This window comes from Caldimonas mangrovi, from assembly GCF_023721835.1.
Classification (GTDB): Bacteria; Pseudomonadota; Gammaproteobacteria; order Burkholderiales; family Burkholderiaceae_C; genus Caldimonas; species Caldimonas mangrovi.
This window is the reverse complement of the sequence record NZ_JAMKFE010000016.1, coordinates 88,613-108,222: the sequence shown is the minus strand read 5'-3', so window position 1 is coordinate 108,222 and position 19,610 is coordinate 88,613. Positions and strand designations below refer to the sequence as shown.

At 64.4% G+C, this 19,610-nt stretch carries 29 protein-coding genes and 1 tRNA gene; 28 read left to right on the top strand and 2 right to left on the bottom strand.

Annotated features, from left to right (window positions below):
• The first annotated feature begins 6 nt into the window (after positions 1-6).
• From rpsC to M8A51_RS21540, 28 genes are all read left to right on the top strand, one after another.
• Positions 7-900: a 30S ribosomal protein S3 gene (rpsC, locus tag M8A51_RS21675; protein ID WP_251780625.1), complete on the top strand. Its 894-nt coding sequence runs from the start codon at positions 7-9 to the stop codon at positions 898-900.
• A gap of 2 nt (positions 901-902) precedes the next feature.
• The gene (gene rplP, locus M8A51_RS21670; protein WP_251780624.1) at positions 903-1,319 is read left to right on the top strand and encodes a 50S ribosomal protein L16; all 417 of its coding nucleotides are present in this window, start codon (positions 903-905) and stop codon (positions 1,317-1,319) included.
• Between the two features lie 20 nt (positions 1,320-1,339).
• The gene (rpmC, locus tag M8A51_RS21665; RefSeq protein WP_251780647.1) at positions 1,340-1,543 is read left to right on the top strand and encodes a 50S ribosomal protein L29; all 204 of its coding nucleotides are present in this window, start codon (positions 1,340-1,342) and stop codon (positions 1,541-1,543) included.
• Complete coding sequence (gene rpsQ / locus M8A51_RS21660; protein WP_251780623.1) at positions 1,540-1,815, top strand: 30S ribosomal protein S17; 276 nt, start codon at positions 1,540-1,542, stop codon at positions 1,813-1,815. Before rpmC ends, rpsQ begins: the two co-directional genes overlap by 4 nt.
• Before the next feature lie 114 nt (positions 1,816-1,929).
• On the top strand, positions 1,930-2,445 hold the full coding sequence (locus M8A51_RS21655) for a peroxiredoxin (RefSeq protein ID WP_251780622.1): 516 nt from the start codon (positions 1,930-1,932) through the stop codon (positions 2,443-2,445).
• 246 nt (positions 2,446-2,691) lie between these two features.
• A complete protein-coding gene (rplN, locus tag M8A51_RS21650; protein ID WP_047196705.1) occupies positions 2,692-3,060 on the top strand; it encodes a 50S ribosomal protein L14 in 369 nt (122 codons plus the stop codon).
• A gap of 20 nt (positions 3,061-3,080) precedes the next feature.
• A complete protein-coding gene (gene rplX / locus M8A51_RS21645) occupies positions 3,081-3,398 on the top strand; it encodes a 50S ribosomal protein L24 (protein WP_251780621.1) in 318 nt (105 codons plus the stop codon).
• A 10-nt stretch (positions 3,399-3,408) separates the two neighbouring features.
• Complete coding sequence (rplE, locus tag M8A51_RS21640; protein WP_251780620.1) at positions 3,409-3,948, top strand: 50S ribosomal protein L5; 540 nt, start codon at positions 3,409-3,411, stop codon at positions 3,946-3,948.
• A gap of 23 nt (positions 3,949-3,971) precedes the next feature.
• Entirely contained in the window at positions 3,972-4,262 is a 291-nt protein-coding gene (rpsN, locus tag M8A51_RS21635) for a 30S ribosomal protein S14 (protein WP_259372122.1), read from the top strand.
• Between the two features lie 24 nt (positions 4,263-4,286).
• Positions 4,287-4,682 carry a 30S ribosomal protein S8 gene (gene rpsH, locus M8A51_RS21630; RefSeq protein ID WP_251780618.1) on the top strand — a complete coding sequence of 132 codons (396 nt, stop codon included), beginning with the start codon at positions 4,287-4,289 and terminating at the stop codon, positions 4,680-4,682.
• 17 nt (positions 4,683-4,699) lie between these two features.
• Positions 4,700-5,233 carry a 50S ribosomal protein L6 gene (gene rplF, locus M8A51_RS21625; protein ID WP_251780617.1) on the top strand — a complete coding sequence of 178 codons (534 nt, stop codon included), beginning with the start codon at positions 4,700-4,702 and terminating at the stop codon, positions 5,231-5,233.
• An 11-nt stretch (positions 5,234-5,244) separates the two neighbouring features.
• Positions 5,245-5,610 carry a 50S ribosomal protein L18 gene (gene rplR / locus M8A51_RS21620; RefSeq protein ID WP_251780616.1) on the top strand — a complete coding sequence of 122 codons (366 nt, stop codon included), beginning with the start codon at positions 5,245-5,247 and terminating at the stop codon, positions 5,608-5,610.
• A 24-nt stretch (positions 5,611-5,634) separates the two neighbouring features.
• Complete coding sequence (rpsE, locus tag M8A51_RS21615) at positions 5,635-6,153, top strand: 30S ribosomal protein S5 (RefSeq protein ID WP_251780615.1); 519 nt, start codon at positions 5,635-5,637, stop codon at positions 6,151-6,153.
• Between the two features lie 16 nt (positions 6,154-6,169).
• A complete protein-coding gene (gene rpmD, locus M8A51_RS21610) occupies positions 6,170-6,355 on the top strand; it encodes a 50S ribosomal protein L30 (protein ID WP_251780614.1) in 186 nt (61 codons plus the stop codon).
• A gap of 17 nt (positions 6,356-6,372) precedes the next feature.
• Positions 6,373-6,807 carry a 50S ribosomal protein L15 gene (rplO, locus tag M8A51_RS21605; RefSeq protein ID WP_251780613.1) on the top strand — a complete coding sequence of 145 codons (435 nt, stop codon included), beginning with the start codon at positions 6,373-6,375 and terminating at the stop codon, positions 6,805-6,807.
• A gap of 37 nt (positions 6,808-6,844) precedes the next feature.
• On the top strand, positions 6,845-8,155 hold the full coding sequence (gene secY, locus M8A51_RS21600) for a preprotein translocase subunit SecY (RefSeq protein ID WP_251780612.1): 1,311 nt from the start codon (positions 6,845-6,847) through the stop codon (positions 8,153-8,155).
• A 33-nt stretch (positions 8,156-8,188) separates the two neighbouring features.
• A complete protein-coding gene (gene infA / locus M8A51_RS21595) occupies positions 8,189-8,407 on the top strand; it encodes a translation initiation factor IF-1 (protein WP_009855680.1) in 219 nt (72 codons plus the stop codon).
• 81 nt (positions 8,408-8,488) lie between these two features.
• Positions 8,489-8,602 (top strand): 50S ribosomal protein L36, encoded by a 114-nt coding sequence (gene rpmJ / locus M8A51_RS21590; protein WP_047196694.1) that lies wholly within the window; start codon positions 8,489-8,491, stop codon positions 8,600-8,602.
• A 41-nt stretch (positions 8,603-8,643) separates the two neighbouring features.
• A complete protein-coding gene (rpsM, locus tag M8A51_RS21585; RefSeq protein WP_251780611.1) occupies positions 8,644-9,009 on the top strand; it encodes a 30S ribosomal protein S13 in 366 nt (121 codons plus the stop codon).
• Positions 9,010-9,042: 33 nt separating this feature from the next.
• Positions 9,043-9,447, top strand: coding sequence for a 30S ribosomal protein S11 (gene rpsK, locus M8A51_RS21580; protein WP_251780610.1), 405 nt, complete (start codon positions 9,043-9,045; stop codon positions 9,445-9,447).
• A 159-nt stretch (positions 9,448-9,606) separates the two neighbouring features.
• Entirely contained in the window at positions 9,607-10,230 is a 624-nt protein-coding gene (gene rpsD, locus M8A51_RS21575; RefSeq protein ID WP_251780609.1) for a 30S ribosomal protein S4, read from the top strand.
• 127 nt (positions 10,231-10,357) lie between these two features.
• Positions 10,358-11,344, top strand: coding sequence for a DNA-directed RNA polymerase subunit alpha (locus tag M8A51_RS21570; protein ID WP_251780608.1), 987 nt, complete (start codon positions 10,358-10,360; stop codon positions 11,342-11,344).
• Positions 11,345-11,483: 139 nt separating this feature from the next.
• Positions 11,484-11,882: a 50S ribosomal protein L17 gene (gene rplQ / locus M8A51_RS21565; RefSeq protein ID WP_251780607.1), complete on the top strand. Its 399-nt coding sequence runs from the start codon at positions 11,484-11,486 to the stop codon at positions 11,880-11,882.
• Positions 11,883-12,000: 118 nt separating this feature from the next.
• The gene (locus M8A51_RS21560; protein WP_251780606.1) at positions 12,001-12,924 is read left to right on the top strand and encodes an ATP-binding cassette domain-containing protein; all 924 of its coding nucleotides are present in this window, start codon (positions 12,001-12,003) and stop codon (positions 12,922-12,924) included.
• Between the two features lie 12 nt (positions 12,925-12,936).
• Positions 12,937-13,722, top strand: a complete 786-nt coding sequence (locus M8A51_RS21555) for an ABC transporter permease (RefSeq protein WP_251780605.1) — start codon at positions 12,937-12,939, stop codon at positions 13,720-13,722.
• 10 nt (positions 13,723-13,732) lie between these two features.
• Positions 13,733-14,074 carry a divalent-cation tolerance protein CutA gene (gene cutA / locus M8A51_RS21550; RefSeq protein ID WP_251780604.1) on the top strand — a complete coding sequence of 114 codons (342 nt, stop codon included), beginning with the start codon at positions 13,733-13,735 and terminating at the stop codon, positions 14,072-14,074.
• Positions 14,071-15,984, top strand: coding sequence for a protein-disulfide reductase DsbD (gene dsbD / locus M8A51_RS21545; RefSeq protein ID WP_251780603.1), 1,914 nt, complete (start codon positions 14,071-14,073; stop codon positions 15,982-15,984). Before cutA ends, dsbD begins: the two co-directional genes overlap by 4 nt.
• Positions 15,985-16,055: 71 nt before the next feature.
• Positions 16,056-16,132 (top strand) — tRNA-Met (locus M8A51_RS21540).
• Here the strand turns inward: M8A51_RS21540 and M8A51_RS26620 are convergent.
• Together M8A51_RS26620 and M8A51_RS21530 are read right to left on the bottom strand one after the other, a co-directional pair.
• Positions 16,089-17,717, bottom strand: coding sequence for a recombinase family protein (locus M8A51_RS26620; protein WP_368408582.1), 1,629 nt, complete (start codon positions 17,715-17,717; stop codon positions 16,089-16,091). The two genes, M8A51_RS21540 and M8A51_RS26620, sit on opposite strands and share 44 nt — an antisense overlap.
• Before the next feature lie 168 nt (positions 17,718-17,885).
• Complete coding sequence (locus tag M8A51_RS21530; RefSeq protein ID WP_251780601.1) at positions 17,886-18,752, bottom strand: phage integrase N-terminal domain-containing protein; 867 nt, start codon at positions 18,750-18,752, stop codon at positions 17,886-17,888.
• Positions 18,753-19,610: the final 858 nt, after the last annotated feature.

Sequence of the window (19,610 nt, the reverse complement as noted above, 5' to 3'; positions counted from 1 at the left end):
AAGAATATGGGACAGAAAATTCATCCGACCGGCTTCCGGCTGCCCGTCACTCGTGCCTGGGCGTCGCGCTGGTATGCGTCGAACCGCAACTTCAGCCAGATGCTGGCAGAAGACCTGCAGGTGCGCGAATTCCTCAAGGCGCGGCTGAAGAACGCCGCGGTGTCGCGCATCCTGATCGAGCGTCCGGCCAAGAACGCCCGCATCACGATCTACTCGGCCCGTCCAGGCGTCGTGATCGGCAAGAAGGGCGAGGACATCGAGAACCTGAAGGCCGAACTGACCCGTCGCCTGGGCGTACCGGTGGCAGTGAACATCGAGGAAGTGCGCAAGCCCGAAATCGATGCTCAACTGATTGCCGACTCGATCACCCAGCAGCTGGAAAAGCGCATCATGTTCCGCCGCGCGATGAAGCGCGCGATGCAGAACGCCATGCGTCTGGGCGCCCAGGGCATCAAGATCATGTCCGCAGGCCGCCTGAACGGCATCGAGATCGCGCGTACCGAGTGGTATCGCGAAGGCCGTGTGCCACTGCACACGCTGCGCGCCGACATCGACTACGGCTTCTCGGAAGCGAAGACCACCTATGGCGTCATCGGCGTCAAGGTGTGGGTCTACAAGGGTGACACCTTGGGCCGCGGCGATGCGCCGGCAGCCAAGACCGACGAGCGCCCGGAAGACGACCGCCGCAATCGCCGTGGCCCGCGCAGCGACCGCCCGTCCGGCGACCGTCGCCCCCCGCGTGGCGGCCCTGGCGTGCGTGCCGGTGCTCGCAATGAAGCGCCGGCCGACGGCAGCGACAAACCGGCCGAGGCCACCGACGCGCCCAAGACTCCCGCAGTCAAGCGCGTGCGCAAAGCCGCCACCCCGGGCTCCGGCTCGGGCGAGGCGAAAGGAGAATAAGCATGTTGCAACCCGCTCGTCGCAAGTACCGCAAAGAGCAGAAGGGCCGCAATACCGGCATCGCCACGCGCGGCACGAACGTGTCGTTCGGCGAGTTCGGCCTGAAGGCCACCGAGCGCGGCCGCATCACGGCCCGCCAGATCGAGGCTGCCCGTCGTGCCATTTCGCGCCATATCAAGCGCGGTGGCCGCATCTTCATCCGCATCTTCCCTGACAAGCCGATTTCGCAGAAGCCGGCTGAAGTGCGCATGGGTAACGGCAAGGGCAATCCGGAGTACTACGTGGCTGAAATCCAGCCGGGCAAGGTGCTCTACGAAATCAACGGTGTGCCCGAGCAGCTCGCTCGCGAAGCCTTCCAGCTCGCGTCTGCCAAGTTGCCGCTGCGCACCATCTTCGTGGCTCGCCAGATCGGCGCCTGACACGACGCATTCGGAGAACTCTGATGAAAGCATCTGAACTGCGCAACAAGGACGTCGCCGGCCTGGAGAAGGAAGTCAAAGACCTGCTCAAGGCCCACTTCGGTCTGCGCATGCAAAAGGCAACCCAGCAGCTGAGCAATACCGCCACGCTGGGTGAGACCCGCCGCGACATCGCTCGCGCCAAGACCATCCTGGCCGAGAAGAAGAAAGGAGCCGCGAAATGACGCAAGCTCAAGCCGCTGAAAAGAACACCCGCACCTTCGTCGGCCGCGTGGTGAGCGACAAGCGCGCCAAGACGGTCACTGTGCTGGTCGAGAACCGTGTCAAGCACGAGCTCTACGGCAAGATCGTGGCCCGCTCGCGCAAGTACCACGCCCACGACGAAAAGGGCGAGTACAAGATGGGCGACCTGGTCGAGATCGCCGAAGGGCGTCCGATCTCCAAGACCAAGTCCTGGGTGGTGACGCGCCTGATCGAGAAGGCCCGGGTGGTTTGAAGCCCCCGCGCGCGACGTGGCGCCTCGTTGTGCCGCGACGCGAAACGACGGTCGGTCCGCCATACTGGCGCCCGACCGTTTTTCTTTTCTGTTTGCCTACACCTGGAGGGGCGCATGCTGAAAGTTGGAGACAAGCTGCCGGCCGGCACGCTGTACGAATTCATCGAGGTCGAGGGCAACGGCTGCTCGCTCGGTCCGAACGCGTTCGACATCGAGAAGGCCACGGCCGGCAAGACGATCGCGATCTTTGCGCTGCCCGGCGCGTACACGCCCACCTGCTCGGCCCAGCACGTGCCGGGCTATGTGCAGAAGGCCGACGAGCTGAAGGCCGCCGGTATCGACGAGATCTGGTGCGTGTCCGTCAACGACGCGTTCGTGATGGGGGCTTGGGGCCGCGACCAGAAGACAGCCGGCAAGGTGCGCATGATGGCGGACGGCAGCGGCGACCTCGCTCGGGCCACCGGCCTCACGCTTGATCTGAGCGCCAAGGGCATGGGCGTGCGTTCACAACGCTATTCGATGCTGGTGGTCGACGGCGTCGTCAAGACGCTGAATGTCGAGGCCCCGGGCAAGTTCGAGGTCAGTGGTGCCGACACGATGCTGGCGCAGGCGCGCCAGTTGAAGGCATAACTCGGCGACATCATCGCCGGCGAGTCCAAGCCCTTGACAGGGGCTTGCGACCTCCTTCATAATTCGCAGCTTCGCCGGAATTCGGGTGGGCTTCGTCCATTACGGGCGCAGGCCTGGTTGAGCCGGCTTCAGCCCAAGCGGCCGTGCGTGGCTTCATCGCCAGGCGCGGTCAGACGGGCCCAAGACTGACCGCGCCAGCGACCTGTGATGGGCACAGGTTTCAAGCGGGAAAAGTTGGGGACTTAAATGATTCAAATGCAATCGCGACTCGATGTCGCCGACAACACTGGCGCGAAGTCCGTCATGTGCATCAAGGTGCTCGGCGGCTCCAAGCGTCGTTACGCCGGCATCGGCGACATCATCAAGGTGAGCATCAAGGAAGCTGCGCCGCGCGGCCGCGTCAAAAAGGGCGAGGTCTACAGCGCCGTGGTCGTGCGTACCGCCAAGGGCGTGCGTCGCCAGGATGGCTCGCTGATCAAGTTCGACGGCAACGCTGCGGTGCTGCTGAACAACAAGCTGGAGCCCATCGGCACCCGTATCTTCGGCCCGGTCACGCGCGAACTGCGTACCGAGCGCTTCATGAAGATCGTGTCGCTGGCCCCTGAAGTGCTCTGAGCAGCGAGCGAGGACAGGCCATGAACAAGATTCGTAAAGGCGACGAGGTCATCGTGTTGACCGGTCGCGACAAGGGCAAGCGCGGCAAGGTTGCCGAGCGCGTCGATGCCGACCACGTCACGGTCGATGGCGTCAACGTCGTCAAGAAGCACGTGCGTCCCAACCCGATGAAGGGCACGACCGGGGGCATCGTCGACAAGACCATGCCCATCCACCAGTCGAACGTGGCGATCTTCAATCCGGCGACCGGCAAGGCCGACCGCGTTGGCATCAAGCTCCTGGCTGATGGCAAGAAGGTCCGCGTCTTCAAGTCGAACGGCGAAGAGATCAAGGCATAAGAGGTTCGAGATGGCTCGTTTGCAAGAGTTTTACCGCGAAAAAGTGGTGCCGAACCTGGTGCAGAAGTTCGGCTACAAGTCCGTGATGGAGGTGCCGCGCATCACCAAGATCACGCTCAACATGGGTGTGAGCGAAGCGGTGGCGGACAAGAAGGTGATGGACAACGCCGTCGGCGACCTCACCAAGATCGCCGGCCAAAAGCCCGTGGTCACCAAGTCCCGCAAGGCCATCGCCGGCTTCAAGATCCGTGACGGCGTGCCCATCGGCTGCATGGTGACGCTGCGTGGCGTCCAGATGTACGAATTCCTGGATCGCTTCGTGACGATCGCGCTGCCGCGCGTGCGCGACTTCCGCGGCATCTCAGGCCGTTCGTTCGATGGTCGCGGCAACTACAACGTGGGCGTCAAAGAGCAGATCATTTTCCCCGAGATCGAGTACGACAAGGTGGATGCTCTGCGTGGTCTGAACATCAGCATCACCACGACGGCGAAGTCCGACGACGAGTGCAAGGCGCTGCTGTCGGAATTCCGTTTCCCGTTCAAGAACTGAGGTGGCACGTGGCTAAAGTTTCGATGAAGCAGCGCGAACAGAAGCGCGCCGACCTGGCTGCCAAGTACGCCAAGAAGTACGCCGAGCTGAAGGCAGTCGCCAACGACGCCAAGAAGTCCGACGAAGAGCGTTATCTCGCCCGCCTCGAGCTGCAAAAGCTTCCGCGCAATGCGAACCCGACCCGTCAGCGCAACCGCTGCGGGCTGACAGGGCGTCCGCGCGGCACCTTCCGCAAGTTCGGTCTGGGTCGCAACAAGATCCGTGAATTGGCCTTCGAAGGCGACATCCCGGGTGTCGTCAAGGCCAGCTGGTAAATCGGCACGATCAGGAGAAATCCAATGAGCATGAGTGATCCTATCGCCGATATGCTGACCCGCATTCGCAACGCGCAGACCGTTGAGAAGGCCAGCGTTTCGATGCCCTCCTCCAAGCTGAAGGTGGCGATCGCCCAGGTCCTGAAGGACGAGGGCTACATCGACAGTTACGCCGTGCGTGGCGAAGAAGCCAAGCCGCAACTCGAGATCTCGCTGAAGTACTACGCTGGTCGTCCGGTGATCGAGCGCCTGGAGCGTGTGAGCCGTCCCGGCCTGCGCATCTACAAGGGCCGCAACGACATCCCCCAGGTCATGAACGGCCTGGGCGTGGCGATCGTGACGACGCCCAAGGGCGTGATGACCGACCGCAAGGCACGTCAAGCCGGTATCGGCGGCGAAGTGCTCTGCTACGTCGCCTGATGAGGGGAGGCCAGTAAATGTCCCGCGTTGGAAAAATGCCGGTCGCCGTCCCGCAAGGTGTGGATGTGGCGATCAATGCTGAACAGATCAGCGTCAAGGGTTCGTTGGGCACCCTGGTGCAGTCGGTGAACCGCCTGGTCACGGTCAAGAACGAAGGTGGCAAGCTGACCTTCACGCCAGCCGACGAGTCGGTCGAGGCGAATGCGATGTCTGGCACGATGCGTGCGTTGGTGGCCAACATGGTCAACGGCGTGAGCAAGGGCTTCGAGCGCAAGCTGAACCTGGTGGGCGTGGGCTACCGTGCCCAGGCCCAAGGCCAGAAGCTCAACCTGCAGATCGGCTTTTCTCACCCGGTGGTGAAGGACATGCCGACCGGCATCAAGGTCGAGTGCCCGACCCAGACCGAAATCGTGATCAAGGGTGCGGACCGCCAGGTGGTGGGCCAGATCGCCGCTGAAGTTCGCGCGATCCGCCCGCCCGAGCCCTACAAGGGCAAAGGCATCCGTTATTCGGACGAGAAGGTCTCCCTCAAAGAGACCAAGAAGAAGTAAGGAGCAGCCAGATGTTGACCAAGAAAGAACAGCGCCTGCGCCGCTCCCGCCAGACCCGGGCTCGGATCGCCGAGCTGCGTGTGGCGCGCCTGATGGTGTTCCGCTCGAACCTGCACATCTACGCGAGCCTGATCTCAGAAGATGGCGTCAAGGTGCTGGCGACCGCCTCGACGGCCGAGAAGGAAGTGCGCGAGCAACTCGGTGGCGCCAACAAGGGCGGCAATGTGACCGCAGCGCAGATCGTCGGCAAACGCATCGCCGAGAAGGCCAAGGCCGCCGGCGTCGAGAAGGTGGCGTTCGATCGCTCCGGCTTCGCGTACCACGGCCGCGTGAAGGCGCTCGCCGAGGCGGCCCGCGAAGGCGGCCTGCAGTTCTAAGCGCACGACCTCAAGGAATCTGAAATGGCAAAGTTTCAACCCAAAGTGGCTGACGAAGGCCGCGACGACGGTCTGCGCGAGAAGATGATCGCGGTGAACCGCGTGACCAAGGTGGTCAAGGGCGGCCGGATTCTCGGTTTCGCCGCGCTGACCGTGGTCGGCGACGGTGATGGCCGCATCGGCATGGGCAAGGGCAAGGCCCGCGAAGTGCCGGTCGCCGTCCAGAAGGCCATGGAGGCGGCCCGCCGCAACATGGTCAAGGTGAGCCTGAAGAACGGCACCATTCACCACAAGGTGAACGGCGAGCATGGTGCGGCCCGCGTGCTGATGGCGCCTGCCAAGCAGGGTGACGGCATCATTGCCGGCGGCCCGATGCGCGCGGTGTTCGAAGTCATGGGTGTGACCGACATCGTGGCCAAGAGCCACGGTTCGACCAACCCCTACAACATGGTGCGTGCCACGCTGGACGCGCTGACGTCGCTGTCGACCCCGGCAGAGGTGGCAGCCAAGCGCGGCAAGACGGTTGAAGAGATCTTCAACTGAAGCGGGAGCAGACATCATGGCTGATGACAAGAAAACTCTGAAGGTGAAACTGGTTCGCAGCCCGATCGGGACGCGCGAATCTCACCGTGCCACGATCCGTGGCTTGGGCCTGCGCAAGCTGAATAGCGAGTCGGTGCTGGAAGACACCCCGGCCGTGCGCGGCATGATCAACAAGGTGAGCTACCTGGTGAAGGTGCTCTGAAGCGGGCTGAGGACAAGATGCAACTCAACACCATCAAACCGGCCGAGGGCAGCAAGAAGGCCCGCCGCCGTGTCGGTCGCGGCATCGGCTCCGGCCTCGGCAAGACCGCCGGCCGTGGCCACAAAGGCCAGAAGTCTCGCGCGGGCGGCTATCACAAGGTCGGCTTCGAAGGCGGTCAGATGCCGCTGCAACGCCGGCTGCCGAAGCGTGGCTTCAAGTCGCAGTCGCTGAAGTTCAACGCCGAGATCCGCTTGTCGGACCTCGAGCGCCTGGGGGCGGCCGAAGTCGACCTGTTGGCGCTCAAGCAGGCCGGCCTGGTGCCGGAGCTGGCGAAGAACGTCAAGGTGATCGCTGCTGGCGAGCTGACCCTGAAGGTCGTGCTGAAGGGCATCGGCGCTACCGCCGGCGCCAAGGCGGCGATCGAGAAGGTCGGCGGCTCTCTGGCCGAGTAAGCGCGACGCGAGCAACAGGCTGTAGGACACCCACACAGTGGCAACCAACGCAACCCAGCTGGCCAAGACCGGGAAGTTCGGCGACCTCCGTCGCCGTCTCGTCTTCCTGGTGCTGGCGCTCGTGGTGTACCGCATCGGCGCGCACATCCCGGTGCCGGGCATCGACCCGACCCAGTTGCAGCAGCTGTTCCAGGGCCAGCAAGGCGGCATCCTGAGCCTGTTCAACATGTTCTCGGGCGGCGCGCTGTCTCGCTTCACGGTGTTTGCGCTGGGCATCATGCCGTACATCTCTGCATCGATCATCATGCAGCTGATGACCTACGTGGTGCCGACGCTCGAATCGCTGAAGAAGGAAGGCGAGGCTGGCCGGCGCAAGATCACGCAGTACACCCGGTACGGCACGCTTGGCCTGGCGCTGTTCCAGTCGCTGTCGATTGCGATCGCTCTGGAAAGCTCGCAAGGGTTGGTGTTGAACCCGGGGTTCGGCTTCCGGATGACAGCGATGATCAGCCTGACCGCCGGGACGATGTTCCTGATGTGGCTGGGTGAGCAGATCACCGAGCGTGGGCTGGGCAACGGCATCTCGATCCTGATCTTCGCCGGCATCGCGGCAGGCCTTCCCAGCGCCATCGGCGGCCTGTTCGAGTTGGTGCGGACCGGCGCAATGAGCATCATTGCCGCCCTGTTGATCATCACGGTTGTTGGGCTGGTGACCTACTTTGTCGTGTTCGTCGAACGCGGCCAGCGCAAGATCCTGGTCAACTACGCCAAGCGTCAGGTCGGCAACAAGGTCTACGGCGGCCAGTCGTCGCACCTGCCCTTGAAGCTGAACATGGCAGGTGTGATCCCGCCGATCTTCGCGTCGTCGATCATCCTTCTGCCGGCGACGGTGGTGAGCTGGTTCAGCACCGGCGACAGCATGCGCTGGCTGAAGAACATCGCCGATGCGTTGCATCCGGGCCAGCCGCCTTATGTGATGCTGTATGCGGCTGCGATCATCTTCTTCTGCTTCTTCTACACGGCGCTGGTGTTCAACAGCCGCGAGACGGCGGACAACCTGAAGAAGAGCGGAGCATTCATTCCGGGCATCCGACCAGGCGATCAGACGGCGCGCTACATCGACAAGATCCTGTCGCGCCTCACGCTGGCCGGCGCGTTGTACATCACTGCGGTATGTCTGCTGCCGGAGTTCCTGATCCTGAAGTACAACGTTCCGTTCTACTTCGGTGGAACCTCTCTGCTGATCATCGTGGTCGTGACGATGGACTTCTGGGCACAGGTGCAGTCGTACGTGATGTCCCAACAGTACGAGTCACTGCTGAAGAAAGCGAATTTCAAGGCAGGCTGAAGGCCTGGAACTGCTACGTGAAGCGAAGCACGCATGGCGAAAGACGACGTCATTCAGATGCAGGGCGAGATCCTAGAGAACTTGCCGAACGCAACGTTTCGCGTGAAGTTGGAGAACGGGCATGTCGTGCTCGGTCATATCTCCGGGAAGATGCGGATGCACTACATCCGCATCCTCCCAGGCGACAAAGTGACCGTGGAGCTGACGCCCTACGATTTGAGTCGAGCTCGCATCGTGTTCCGAGCGAAGTGAGCAACTGTCAACCCTCGGAGCTACTGACCGTTCATCGGGCGCTGACCCCGTCGCGAGCACATTGAGGTCAAGGAGAAGACCATGAAAGTTTCGGCATCCGTCAAGAAGATCTGCCGCAATTGCAAGATCATCCGTCGCAATGGCGTGGTTCGCGTGATTTGCACCGATCCCCGTCACAAGCAACGCCAGGGCTGATCGGCTAGCCGACCCCTGATGAACGCGAACTAGAGGACCACATGGCACGTATTGCTGGTATCAACATTCCGCCCCACAAGCACGCGGAAATCGGTCTGACTTCGATCTACGGCGTGGGTCGCACCACGGCGCAGAAGATCTGCGACGCCTGCGGCATTGCCTACAGCAAGAAGATCAAGGATCTGACCGACGCCGATCTGGAGAAGATCCGCGAAGAGGTGGGCCGTCTCACGATCGAAGGCGACCTGCGCCGCGAAACGACGATGAACATCAAGCGATTGATGGACCTCGGCTGCTACCGCGGCTTCCGGCATCGCCGCGGCCTGCCGATGCGTGGTCAGCGTACCCGCACGAACGCACGCACTCGCAAGGGTCCGCGCAAGTCGGGCGTGCAGCTCAAGAAGTAAGCAGCCGCTCCAGCTGATTGAAAGAAGGTTTCCATGGCTAAGTCACCTGCGAACAACGCCGCCCGTCGCGTGAGCAAGAAGGTCCGCAAGAACATTGCGGACGGCATCGCCCACGTGCACGCGTCGTTCAACAACACCATCATCACGATCACCGACCGCCAGGGCAACGCACTGTCTTGGGCCTCAAGCGGCGGGCAGGGCTTCAAGGGCTCGCGCAAGTCCACTCCGTTTGCGGCGCAGGTCGCGGCCGAGATGGCTGGCCGCGCAGCCCAGGAGCAGGGCATCAAGAATCTGGACGTCGAGATCAAGGGCCCCGGCCCGGGCCGCGAATCGTCGGTGCGCGCACTGGCCTCGCTGGGCATCCGTATCAACTCGATTTCCGACGTGACGCCGATCCCGCACAACGGCTGCCGCCCGCAGAAGCGTCGTCGCATCTAATACAATTTGATGTTTTGGTTCGCCGGCGAGGTGCCTTGAGCACCGGCGCCGGCGGTTTCGTTGAAGCCCACCGTCTGAGCGGCTCCAAAAAATCAACAGCTCGCCAGACTCGCGTGACCTGATCGTCGGGACACGTCAGATTTCAGAGGAAGCACTCAAGTGGCACGTTATCTAGGCCCCAAGGCAAAACTGTCCCGCCGCGAAGGCACCGACCTTTATCTGAAGAGCGCGCGTCGCGCCATTGGTGACAAGGCCAAGTTCGATACCAAGCCCGGCCAGCACGGCCGTACCTCCGGCTCCCGCACCAGCGACTTCGGTCTGCAGCTGCGTGAAAAGCAGAAGGTCAAGCGCATGTATGGCGTGCTCGAGCGCCAGTTCCGCCGCTATTTCGCCGAGGCCGAGCGCCGCAAGGGCAACACCGGCGCGAACCTGCTGCAACTGCTCGAGTCACGTCTGGACAACGTCGTCTACCGCATGGGCTTCGGCTCCACCCGCGCCGAAGCGCGTCAGCTGGTGTCGCACAAGGGCATCACGGTCAACGGCGAAGTCGTGAACATCCCGTCCTACCTGGTCAAGGCCGGCGACGTCGTCGCTGTGCGTGAGAAGGCCAAGAAGCAGCTGCGCATCCAGGACGCCTACAAGCTGGCCGAGCAGATCGGTCTGCCGGGCTGGGTCCAGGTTGACGGCGCCAAGCTCGAAGGCGTGTTCAAGAAGACCCCGGACCGCGACGAATTCGGTGCCGAAATCAACGAATCCCTGATCGTCGAGTTGTACTCGCGCTGATGCTGATTCTGGCGAACCCGCGGTCGCGGGTTCGCCCCTTTTCCCTCTCCCGGCGGGGGACGAAACCGCCGGGTGGTCCATCAGCCTTATCGGTGTAACGAGCCGAGGGTATTGACAGGAAGACCTCATGCAAACGAATTTGCTGAAACCCAAAGCCATCAACGTGGAGCCGCTGGGCGGTCACCGCGCGAAGGTCACGCTCGAGCCTTTCGAGCGTGGCTACGGCCACACGCTGGGCAACGCGCTGCGCCGCGTCCTGCTGTCGTCGATGGTGGGTTACGCGCCGACCGAAGTCACGATTGCCGGCGTGCTGCACGAGTACTCGACGATCGACGGCGTGCAGGAAGACGTCGTGCACATCATGCTGAACCTGAAGGGTGTGGTGTTCCGTCTCCACAACCGTGAAGAGGTGACGCTGGTGCTGCGCAAGGAAGGCGAGGGCCCGGTCACGGCCGGCGACATCCAAACGCCGCACGACGTCGAGATCATCAACCCGGATCACGTCATCGCCCACCTGTCGCAAGGCGGCAAGCTGGACATGCAGATCAAGGTCGAGAAGGGCCGTGGCTACGTGCCGGGCAACCTGCGCCGCTTCGGCGACGAGCCCACCAAGGCGATCGGCCGCATCGTGCTCGACGCATCCTTCTCGCCGGTCAAGCGCGTCAGCTACACCGTCGAAAGCGCCCGTGTCGAGCAGCGCACCGACCTCGACAAGCTGGTGATGGAGATCGAGACCAACGGCGCAATTTCGCCCGAGGAAGCGATTCGTGCGTCCGCGAAGATCCTGGTGGAGCAATTGGCTGTGTTCGCCCAGCTGGAAGGCAGCGAAATCGCTGCATTCGACCAGCCGGCCCAGCGCAGCCAGCAGTTCGACCCGATCCTGCTGCGCCCGGTCGATGAGCTCGAACTCACGGTGCGCTCGGCCAACTGCCTGAAGGCCGAGAACATCTATTACATCGGTGACCTGATCCAGCGCACCGAGACCGAGCTGCTGAAGACGCCGAACCTGGGCCGCAAGTCGCTCAACGAAATCAAGGAAGTCCTGGCATCGCGCGGCCTCACGCTGGGCGTTCGTCTGGAAAACTGGCCGCCGTCCGGCCTGGACAAGCGCTAAGACAAGACCGCCCCTCTAGGGACGACGCTGGCGGACCGGCAAAGCCGGATCCGCGGCGTCACTCGATAAAAACAGAGATCACTCAGTGCAACCCCCGGTACCTTGTACGGCCGGGGTTCAATAAAGAAAGGAAAGCACCATGCGTCACCGTCACGGTCTCCGCAAACTGAACCGTACCTCCGAGCACCGCCTCGCGATGCTGCGCAACATGGCCAATTCGCTGATCGAGCACGAGGCCATCAAGACCACTGTGCCCAAGGCCAAGGAACTGCGCCGCGTCGTCGAGCCCCTGATCACGCTGGGCAAGGAGCCCACCGTCGCGAACAAGCGCTTGGCTTTCTCCCGCCTGCGCAACCGCGACAACGTGGTCAAGCTGTTCGAAACCCTGGGCCCGCGCTACAACGCACGCCCGGGCGGCTACACCCGCATCCTCAAGATGGGCTTCCGCGTCGGCGACAACGCGCCGATGGCTTTTGTCGAGCTGGTCGACCGTCCCGAGCCGACCGAAGCGCCGGCTGAAGGCGAAAGCGCGGAATAAGCGTTCAGGTACTGCCCGCACGCCCGAAGGCCAGCCACGTGCTGGCCTTTGTCGTTCTGGTGCCGGTGCCGATCCCCTGTGCCGACAAACGTCGCCGCCCTTTGGCACACTGCACGCCATGTCGACTGCCACCCTGTTTCGCGTGCAGCACCTCGTCAAGCGGTTCGGTGCCAGCACGGTCGTCAACGACCTGTCGTTCGAGATCCATGCGGGTGAATGCCTGGGCGTGATCGGGCCGAACGGTGCGGGCAAGACGACCACCATCCGCATGTGCCTCGGCCTTGCTGCCCCGGACGCCGGTCGCATCGAGGCCTTCGGTCTGCCGCTTCCCGAGAAGGTGCGGGACGCCAAGGCGCGCATCGGTGTCGTCACCCAGTTCGACAGTCTCGACCCTGATTTCACCTGCGCCGAGAACTTGCGTGTGTACGGGCGCTACTTCGGCTTGCCGAATGCCGTGCTGAACCAGCGCGCGCCCAAGCTGCTGGAGTTTGCGGCGCTGCAGTCCAAGGCGATGGCCAAGCCCGGCGAGCTGTCCGGCGGCATGCGCAGGCGCCTCAGCCTGGCGCGCGCGCTCGTCAACGACCCTGACCTTCTGCTGCTCGACGAGCCGACCACCGGGCTCGACCCGCAGGCGCGTCACCTGATGTGGGAGCGCCTGAAGCTGTTGCTGCAGCAAGGCAAGTCCATCCTGCTGACGACGCACTTCATGGACGAGGCCGAGCGGCTGTGCGACCGCCTGCTGGTGCTCGATCATGGCCGCAAGATCGCCGAGGGCACGCCACGCGGGCTGATCGCCGAGCATCTCGAAAGCGATGTCGTCGAGGTGTATGGCGACGGTGCTGCTGCGGCCGGCGAACACCATCGACGGCTTGCACAACGCGTCGAAACGAGCGGCGAGACCGTGTTCTTCTACGTGCGCGAGCCGAAGCAACTGCTGGACCTGCTCGCCGCCGATCACAGCGTGCGCTATCTGCATCGACCTGCCAACCTCGAGGACCTGTTCCTCAAGCTCACGGGTCGGCAGATCCGCGACGAAGCCTGAGGACGGCCGTCCATGCTCATCTCGTTCTATGCCCCGCCGCGCCTGTCGTCGCGCCTGTGGCCAGTGGTGCAACGCAACTTGCTGGTCTGGCGCAAGCTCGCGGTGCCGAGCCTGATCGGCAACATCGCCGAGCCGTTGATCATCCTCGTGGCGTTCGGTTACGGCCTCGGCGCGCTGCTCGGCGAAGTCGGTGGGTTGCCCTACATCGTGTTCCTGGCGTCGGGCAGCATTTGCATGAGCGCGATGAACGCTGCGTCGTTCGAGGCGTTGTACTCGGCCTTCTCCCGCATGCACGTGCAGAAGACCTGGGACGGCATCATGAACGCGCCGGTGTCTCTCGACGACATCGTGTTCGCCGAGATGCTGTGGGCGGCGATGAAATCGCTCTTCACGGCCGTCGCGATCTCGGGCGTGCTGGTGGCGCTGGACATCAGCCGCGCCCCGACGCTGCTGCTGGCGCTGCCGCTGCTGTTCCTGGTCGGCATCACCTTCTCGTCGATCGCGTTGGTGTTCAATGCACTCGCGAAGAGCTACGACTTCTTCACGTACTACTTCACGCTGGTGTTGACGCCGATGACCTTTCTGTCGGGAATCTACTTCCCTACCGACCAGCTGCCCGACTGGCTGCAGCGCGTCGCGCAATGGCTGCCGCTGACGGCTGCGGTCGAGCTGGTGCGGCCGCTGGTGATCGGACAATGGCCCGAGCAGGTCGGGCAGCCGGCGGCCGTGCTGATCGGTTATGCCGTGGTGGGCTACTACCTGGCGCTGGTGCTGACGCGCCGGCGCTTCTTCAAGTGAGGGTGCTGCGATGACCGATGCCGCAGAGCGCGCGCTGCTGGCCTTCAGCACGGCCGCCGACGAAGCGAGCGCCGCCGGGCTCGCCCGCTGCTTGCTCGAAGAGCGCCTGGCCGCCTGCGTCAACATCGTCCCCGGCCTGCGTTCAATGTACTGGTGGCAGGGTCGCATCGAGGAGGGCGCGGAGTGCCTGCTGGTGATCAAGACGACGGCGGCGCGCTGGCCTGCATTGAAGGACCGGCTGCCTCAGCTGCATGCCTACGACGTGCCGGAGTTGGTCGCGACGGAAATCACGGACGGTCTGGAACCCTACCTTCGATGGCTGATCTCAGAAGTTCAAGGAGTCGCAAGATGACGGGTCGCATGCGCTGGTTGGTGGGGCTGGCCCTGGCCATCGGCCTGGGGTTGCTGGGGAGCGCGCAGGCGGAAGACGACTTCCTCGAGCCGGAGAAGGCGTTTGCCTTCTCGGCCTCCGCGCTGGACGACCGCACGGTCGAACTGCGGTTCGAGGTGGCCGACGGCTACTACATGTACCGCGAGCAGTTCCGTTTTGCAGCGAGCGGCTCGACGGTGCTCGGTGCACCGGTGATCCCGCCCGGCAAGGTCAAGTACGACGAAACCTTCCAGAAGAACGTCGAGACCCATCGGGGCACGGTGCGCATCCGTGTGCCGGTCGAGCAGGCGCAGGGGTCGTTCAGGCTGACTGTCACGAGCCAGGGCTGCGCCGATCAGGGGCTGTGCTATCCACCGATGGACAACCACGCTGAAGTCGCGCTGGCGGCGTTCGGCGGCGACGGCCGCGTCGAGCTGTTGAGCGAAACCGAGGCCGAACGATGGGGGCAGCCTGGCGGCTTGTCGTCCGCCCTCAAGGGCCTGATCGGGAGCACCTCGGGGCTCGCCGTTTCGACGCCGGTGGTGTCCGAAGACGCGCGGGCGCTCGTCAACACGCCCTCACCGACCGACACCGGGGGCATCGAGGCCGCGCTCCAGTCGGGTCGGCTGCTCACGGTGGTTGCCGTCTTCTTCGTCGCAGGCCTGCTGCTGTCGCTGACGCCTTGCGTGTTGCCGATGCTGCCCATCCTGTCGTCGATCATTGTCGGACAGGCCGAGGCCGACCCGCGCGTCGCCGGCCGCCGCCGTGGGCTGGCGCTGGCCGCGAGCTATTCCTTCGGCATGGCCATGGTCTACACAGCCTTCGGCATCGCGGCCGGGCTGGCGGGCGAAGGCCTCGCGGCCTGGCTGCAGACTCCCTGGGTATTGGGCGCCTTTGCCGGACTGCTGGTACTGCTCGCGTTGTCGATGTTCGGCTTTTACGAGCTGCAACTGCCTGCCAGCTGGCGCGAGCGGCTGAATCACGCATCCGGCCGCCTCAAGGGAGGGCGCTTCGCAGCGGTGTTTCTGATGGGCGGACTGTCGGCGTTGATCGTCAGCCCTTGCGTTGCTGCGCCGCTGGCCGGTGCGTTGGTGTACATCAGCCAAACGCGAGATCTCGTGCTCGGTGGCACGGCGCTGTTCGCTCTGGCGGCAGGCATGAGCGTGCCGCTGCTGCTGGTCGGTGGTTCGGCCGGGCGCTGGCTGCCCCGTGGCGGTGCCTGGATGGAACACGTCAAGCACTTCTTCGGCGCGCTGCTGATCGCGGTCGCGATCTGGATGCTGCAGCCGGTGTTGGCCGGGTGGGTGGCGATGTTGCTGTGGGGCTCGCTGCTGCTGGTGGGCGCTGTCTACCTGAAGGTGTTCGACGCGTTGCACACCGGGGCACGCGGCTGGGCCAAGTTTTTCAAGGGCATCGGTGTGGTGCTGGCCGTGCTGGGCGTGATCCAACTCGTCGGGGCCGCGTCCGGGGGCGGTGACCCGTGGCAACCGTTGCGGCACTTGGCGCGTACGGAAGGGGGGCTGTCACCGGCGCAGGGGCCGCGGTTCGAGTACGTGCGCAGCATCGACGAACTCGACCGTGTGCTGGCCACCGCCAAGCGGCCGGTGATGCTCGACTTCTATGCCGACTGGTGCGTGTCATGCAAGGAAATGGAAGCCTTCACCTTCAGCGACCCCCGCGTCAGCACCAGGCTCGCCAACGCATTGCTGCTGAAGGCCGACGTCACCGCCAACAACGCAAACGATCGCGCACTGCTGAAGCGTTTTCGCCTGTTCGGGCCGCCCGGCACGTTGTTCTTCGATGCCTCCGGCCAGGAACTCGCCGGCGTGCGGGTGATTGGCTTTCAGTCGGCAGACCGGTTTCTGCAAACCCTGCAGGCCGCCGGCCTGTGAGCCGCCTGCCGAGTTTTGTGCATGTGAGTGGCGTCAAACTCGAGAAACGTGCTATAGTCTCATCTCTTCGCCGCGGGGTGGAGCAGTCTGGTAGCTCGTTGGGCTCATAACCCAAAGGTCGTTGGTTCAAATCCAGCCCCCGCAACCAAGGATATATACGTCCTGCCGCCTGCTGCATTAAGCAGCCGGGCGGCAGGGTATGCGAGATCGGCGTAAGCGCCTTCCTCGTCCCGTCCGACCACCACTTCCCCTAGCAATTCAGCCAGCAGGCGCCGCGTGTGCTCGCGGTCGGTGTCTTTCTCCAGCGCTGAACGCAGATCGAGCATCAACCGCTTGTATTGCGCGATCACCTCGTGCGCCAGCACTTCCGGCGTCGGAACGGCCTGGGCTTGCATCTGCTGCTTCACGGCCTCCAAGTCCGCTTCGGCCGCCTTCAGCCGGCCCGCAATGGCTGCGCTGACCCCGACCAGGGCCAGGGACTGCACCAAGTTGTCGATTTCGCGCTGTAGCTCGTTCTGGCGCCTCTGAAGGGCATCGCACCGCTCGGTCTGTGACGCCGTGGCTGCGGCCACCGCCGCGCGCACTTCGTCATGAAGATCGACCAGCGCCTCCGGGTGCATCAGTTCCTCGCGCACCACGCCCAGCAGCCGGGTGTCCAGGCCCGCGCGCGGCACCAGCGTCTCGGACGGGCACGCTACCGGCCCCCGGTCGTGATGGGCCGCGCAGCCGTAGCCCCAGGCGTTGACCGCCACCACCGGCCCGCCGCACACCGAGCACCGCAGCAGCCCACCAAACAGCGTGCGCCCCGGCCGGCCGCCCTTGCGCCCCGCACCGGCCTTGTCCTCGCCGCTGGCGTGCTTGATCGCCCGGGCGCGCACCGCGTCCCACACCGCCTGATCCACGATGCGTAGTTCCGGCGCCTCGCGCACCTGCCACTCGTGCGGCGGGCGCAGCACATAGCGCCGCGCGCCCGTGTCCGGGCACTTGAGCCACTGGCGCCGGTTCCAGACCACACGGCCGACGTACAGCTCGTTGTTGAGCAGCCCCAGGCCCACATCGGCCGGCCCCTTCAGTGCACTGGACGCCCAGGTGCCGCCGCGCGAGCTCGGTACCCCGCGCGCATTGAGGTCGAGCACGATGGCCCGCATGCTTTCGCCGGCCGCGTAGCGCGCGAAGATGTCGCGCACATGCCGGGCCTGTTCCTCGTCGATCACCAAGCGGCGCCCGCCCGGGGCGTCCACGGTGCGGTACCCATAGGTTTTGCCGCCCGCGTGCAGGCCGCGCTCCATCTGCCCGGCAAGGCCGCGATGGGTTTTCTCGCGCAGATCGTCCAGGTACAACTCGTTGACCAAGCCGCGCGCGATGCGCATGACCTTGCGCCCGCTCGCCAGCGTGTCGTATCCGTCAGCGGTGCCGATGATGCGGATGCCCCGGTGCTCCAGGCGCTTGACCATGCTTTCGGCTTCGCCCAGCTCGCGGCTGAGGCGGTCCAGCCCTTCGAGGATCAGGATGGAAAAGCGCCCGGCCAGCGCATCGGCCAGCATCGCCTTGCCGCCCGGGCGCAGCGCGACGGGCACGCTGCCACTGACGCCTTCGTCAGCGTGGGTCGCGACGACCGTCCAGCCCTCGCGGTGTGCTCTGGCTTTCGCCTGCCTCAGTTGGTCCTCGATGGACGTTTCGCGTTGTTTGTCGGTGCTGTACCTCGCATAGAGGCACGCCAGGGGTGTTGTCATGTGAATCCTCCTTGGGTACCGCCTTGTTCAGAAGCTCATGCGCGATCTGCCGTGCCAGCAGCTTCACCAGCCCCTTGCGGGCCAGCGTGCGCGCGTGTTTGTCAGGCGGGGAAGGCTTCATCGTAGGACCGCACGCCCCATACAACAACCCAAAACCACGTGCAGCGTTCAGCGACCGAGGTAGACCGCCGTAATCTGTTCACGCTCGTGACCCAGCTCGCGCGAGATGGTCAATCGCGCCTCGCTGTCGGTGGCTTTCTGTTCGAGGGTCAGTTGCTTCGAGGTCGGTCCGCCGGCAGCCGGCGCATTCCAGCCCGTCAACTCGGCATAGCGGCTTTGCGCGTACGCATGCCGCAGCCCGTGCACACGGTCGATACCAGCCTGCGCGGTCTGCGCCTTGAAGCGGTTCAGTTGGTCCCTGTACGTTTTGTCGGCAGGGATCAGGCTGCCTGTCCCTGCGAGCGCCTTGGCCTGTGTCAGCAGCTGGCGTTGCGCCTCGGTGCGGATCGGCACGACGCGCTCGCGTCCGCCCTTAGTCCAACTGGCCTTCAATCGCAACACGTCGCCCTGGTCGGCCCAGGCCGGCTGGAGCTTGATGCTTTCCTCACGTCGCAGGCCGAAGGCCGCTTGCAGTTGCAAGGACATAGCGGTGTGCGCATCGCTGATCTTGCCGAGGCGGTCCGCATCGAGCACCTTGGCCTTCGAGACGTTGGTGACGTGCTGCCGCTGCGCGATGCCATAGGCCGCGTTGTCGCATGCCACGATGTTGCGCTTGCCGATCTTCTCGGCCAGCCAGCGCAGCGCGGCCATGCGGTTCTTCAACGTGCCGGCCGAGATGCCTTCGGCCTGCCAGCGGTTCACCAGATGCTCGACGTGCTTGTTGCGCAGGCCTTGCACACGCAGCTGGCGGAAGCCGCCATCCTGCAACTGGTTCGCCACCAGGGTCAGCAGCCGTTCGCGGTCGTGCTGGGTGGCGTAGGAGCCATCGCGGTTGCGCTGGCAGACGAGTTTCAAATCACGGTTAAGGGGGCGCATGGTGTGGTCTGGTTCAGGTAAGTGTTTCTGTCGACCTCCAGCGCCTTGGCGCGGAAGGTGATCCCGAGGGATCGCGAAGGACGCGGGACACCACTCCCGGTTGTGCAAGGGGTACCGCTCACCGCCGAAGCGGGCCGCCTGCGTTGCACGCGCTGCTGGCGTCGCGCGGGGGTGCCTGTGGGCACCGGGAACCGTGCGAGGACCGTTCACCCAGGGTCCGGATGGGGTGTGCTGCGGCACACGCGAATAAGTTGACGCAGGGGATCAACGGAGAGCGGGCGGGGAGCCCGCGGAGGCCTCGTCACTGGGCCAGTCACTGGCCTGGACGGGGCGGAATCGCAACGCCGAAGCGCTGCGGCGGGCGTCGTCACTGTCAGCGTTGCGCTGCCAGTAACGACGCTGGCGACTGAGCCGGCTTGTGGCTGGCCCAGTCCCAACATCGTCCGCTGCGCCATGCACCCGTTGCAGGTGCTGCGTCAGCGGGATGACCGCAGTAGTTGCGTCAGCAACCTTGCATGAACTCGGCCGAGCGGCCGGTGAAGATCGAGGGCGCCACGCACAGTGCGCCCTCAGCGAGAGAGCACCCTGCGTGCGACGCTGACGCAGGAAGGTGCATTGGTGCGGCAGGGGGAACTGCTGCCCGATGCTGGACAAGATGCCCCGCGCAGCGAACTACGACGGGACTGGAAGCATGCAGCCCGAGGGCTACGAAAAATAAGCCAAGCGGCAAGAGGCTAAAGCCTCTGGGGTGGGGCGCGGGGGACGGCCGGCTCTGGTCCAGCCTGGAGTGCGCCTCCGGGGTGCAGGTATCGACTGGAACGCCTTTTTCTCCGGGGAACGGAGGGGACAAGGAGCCCA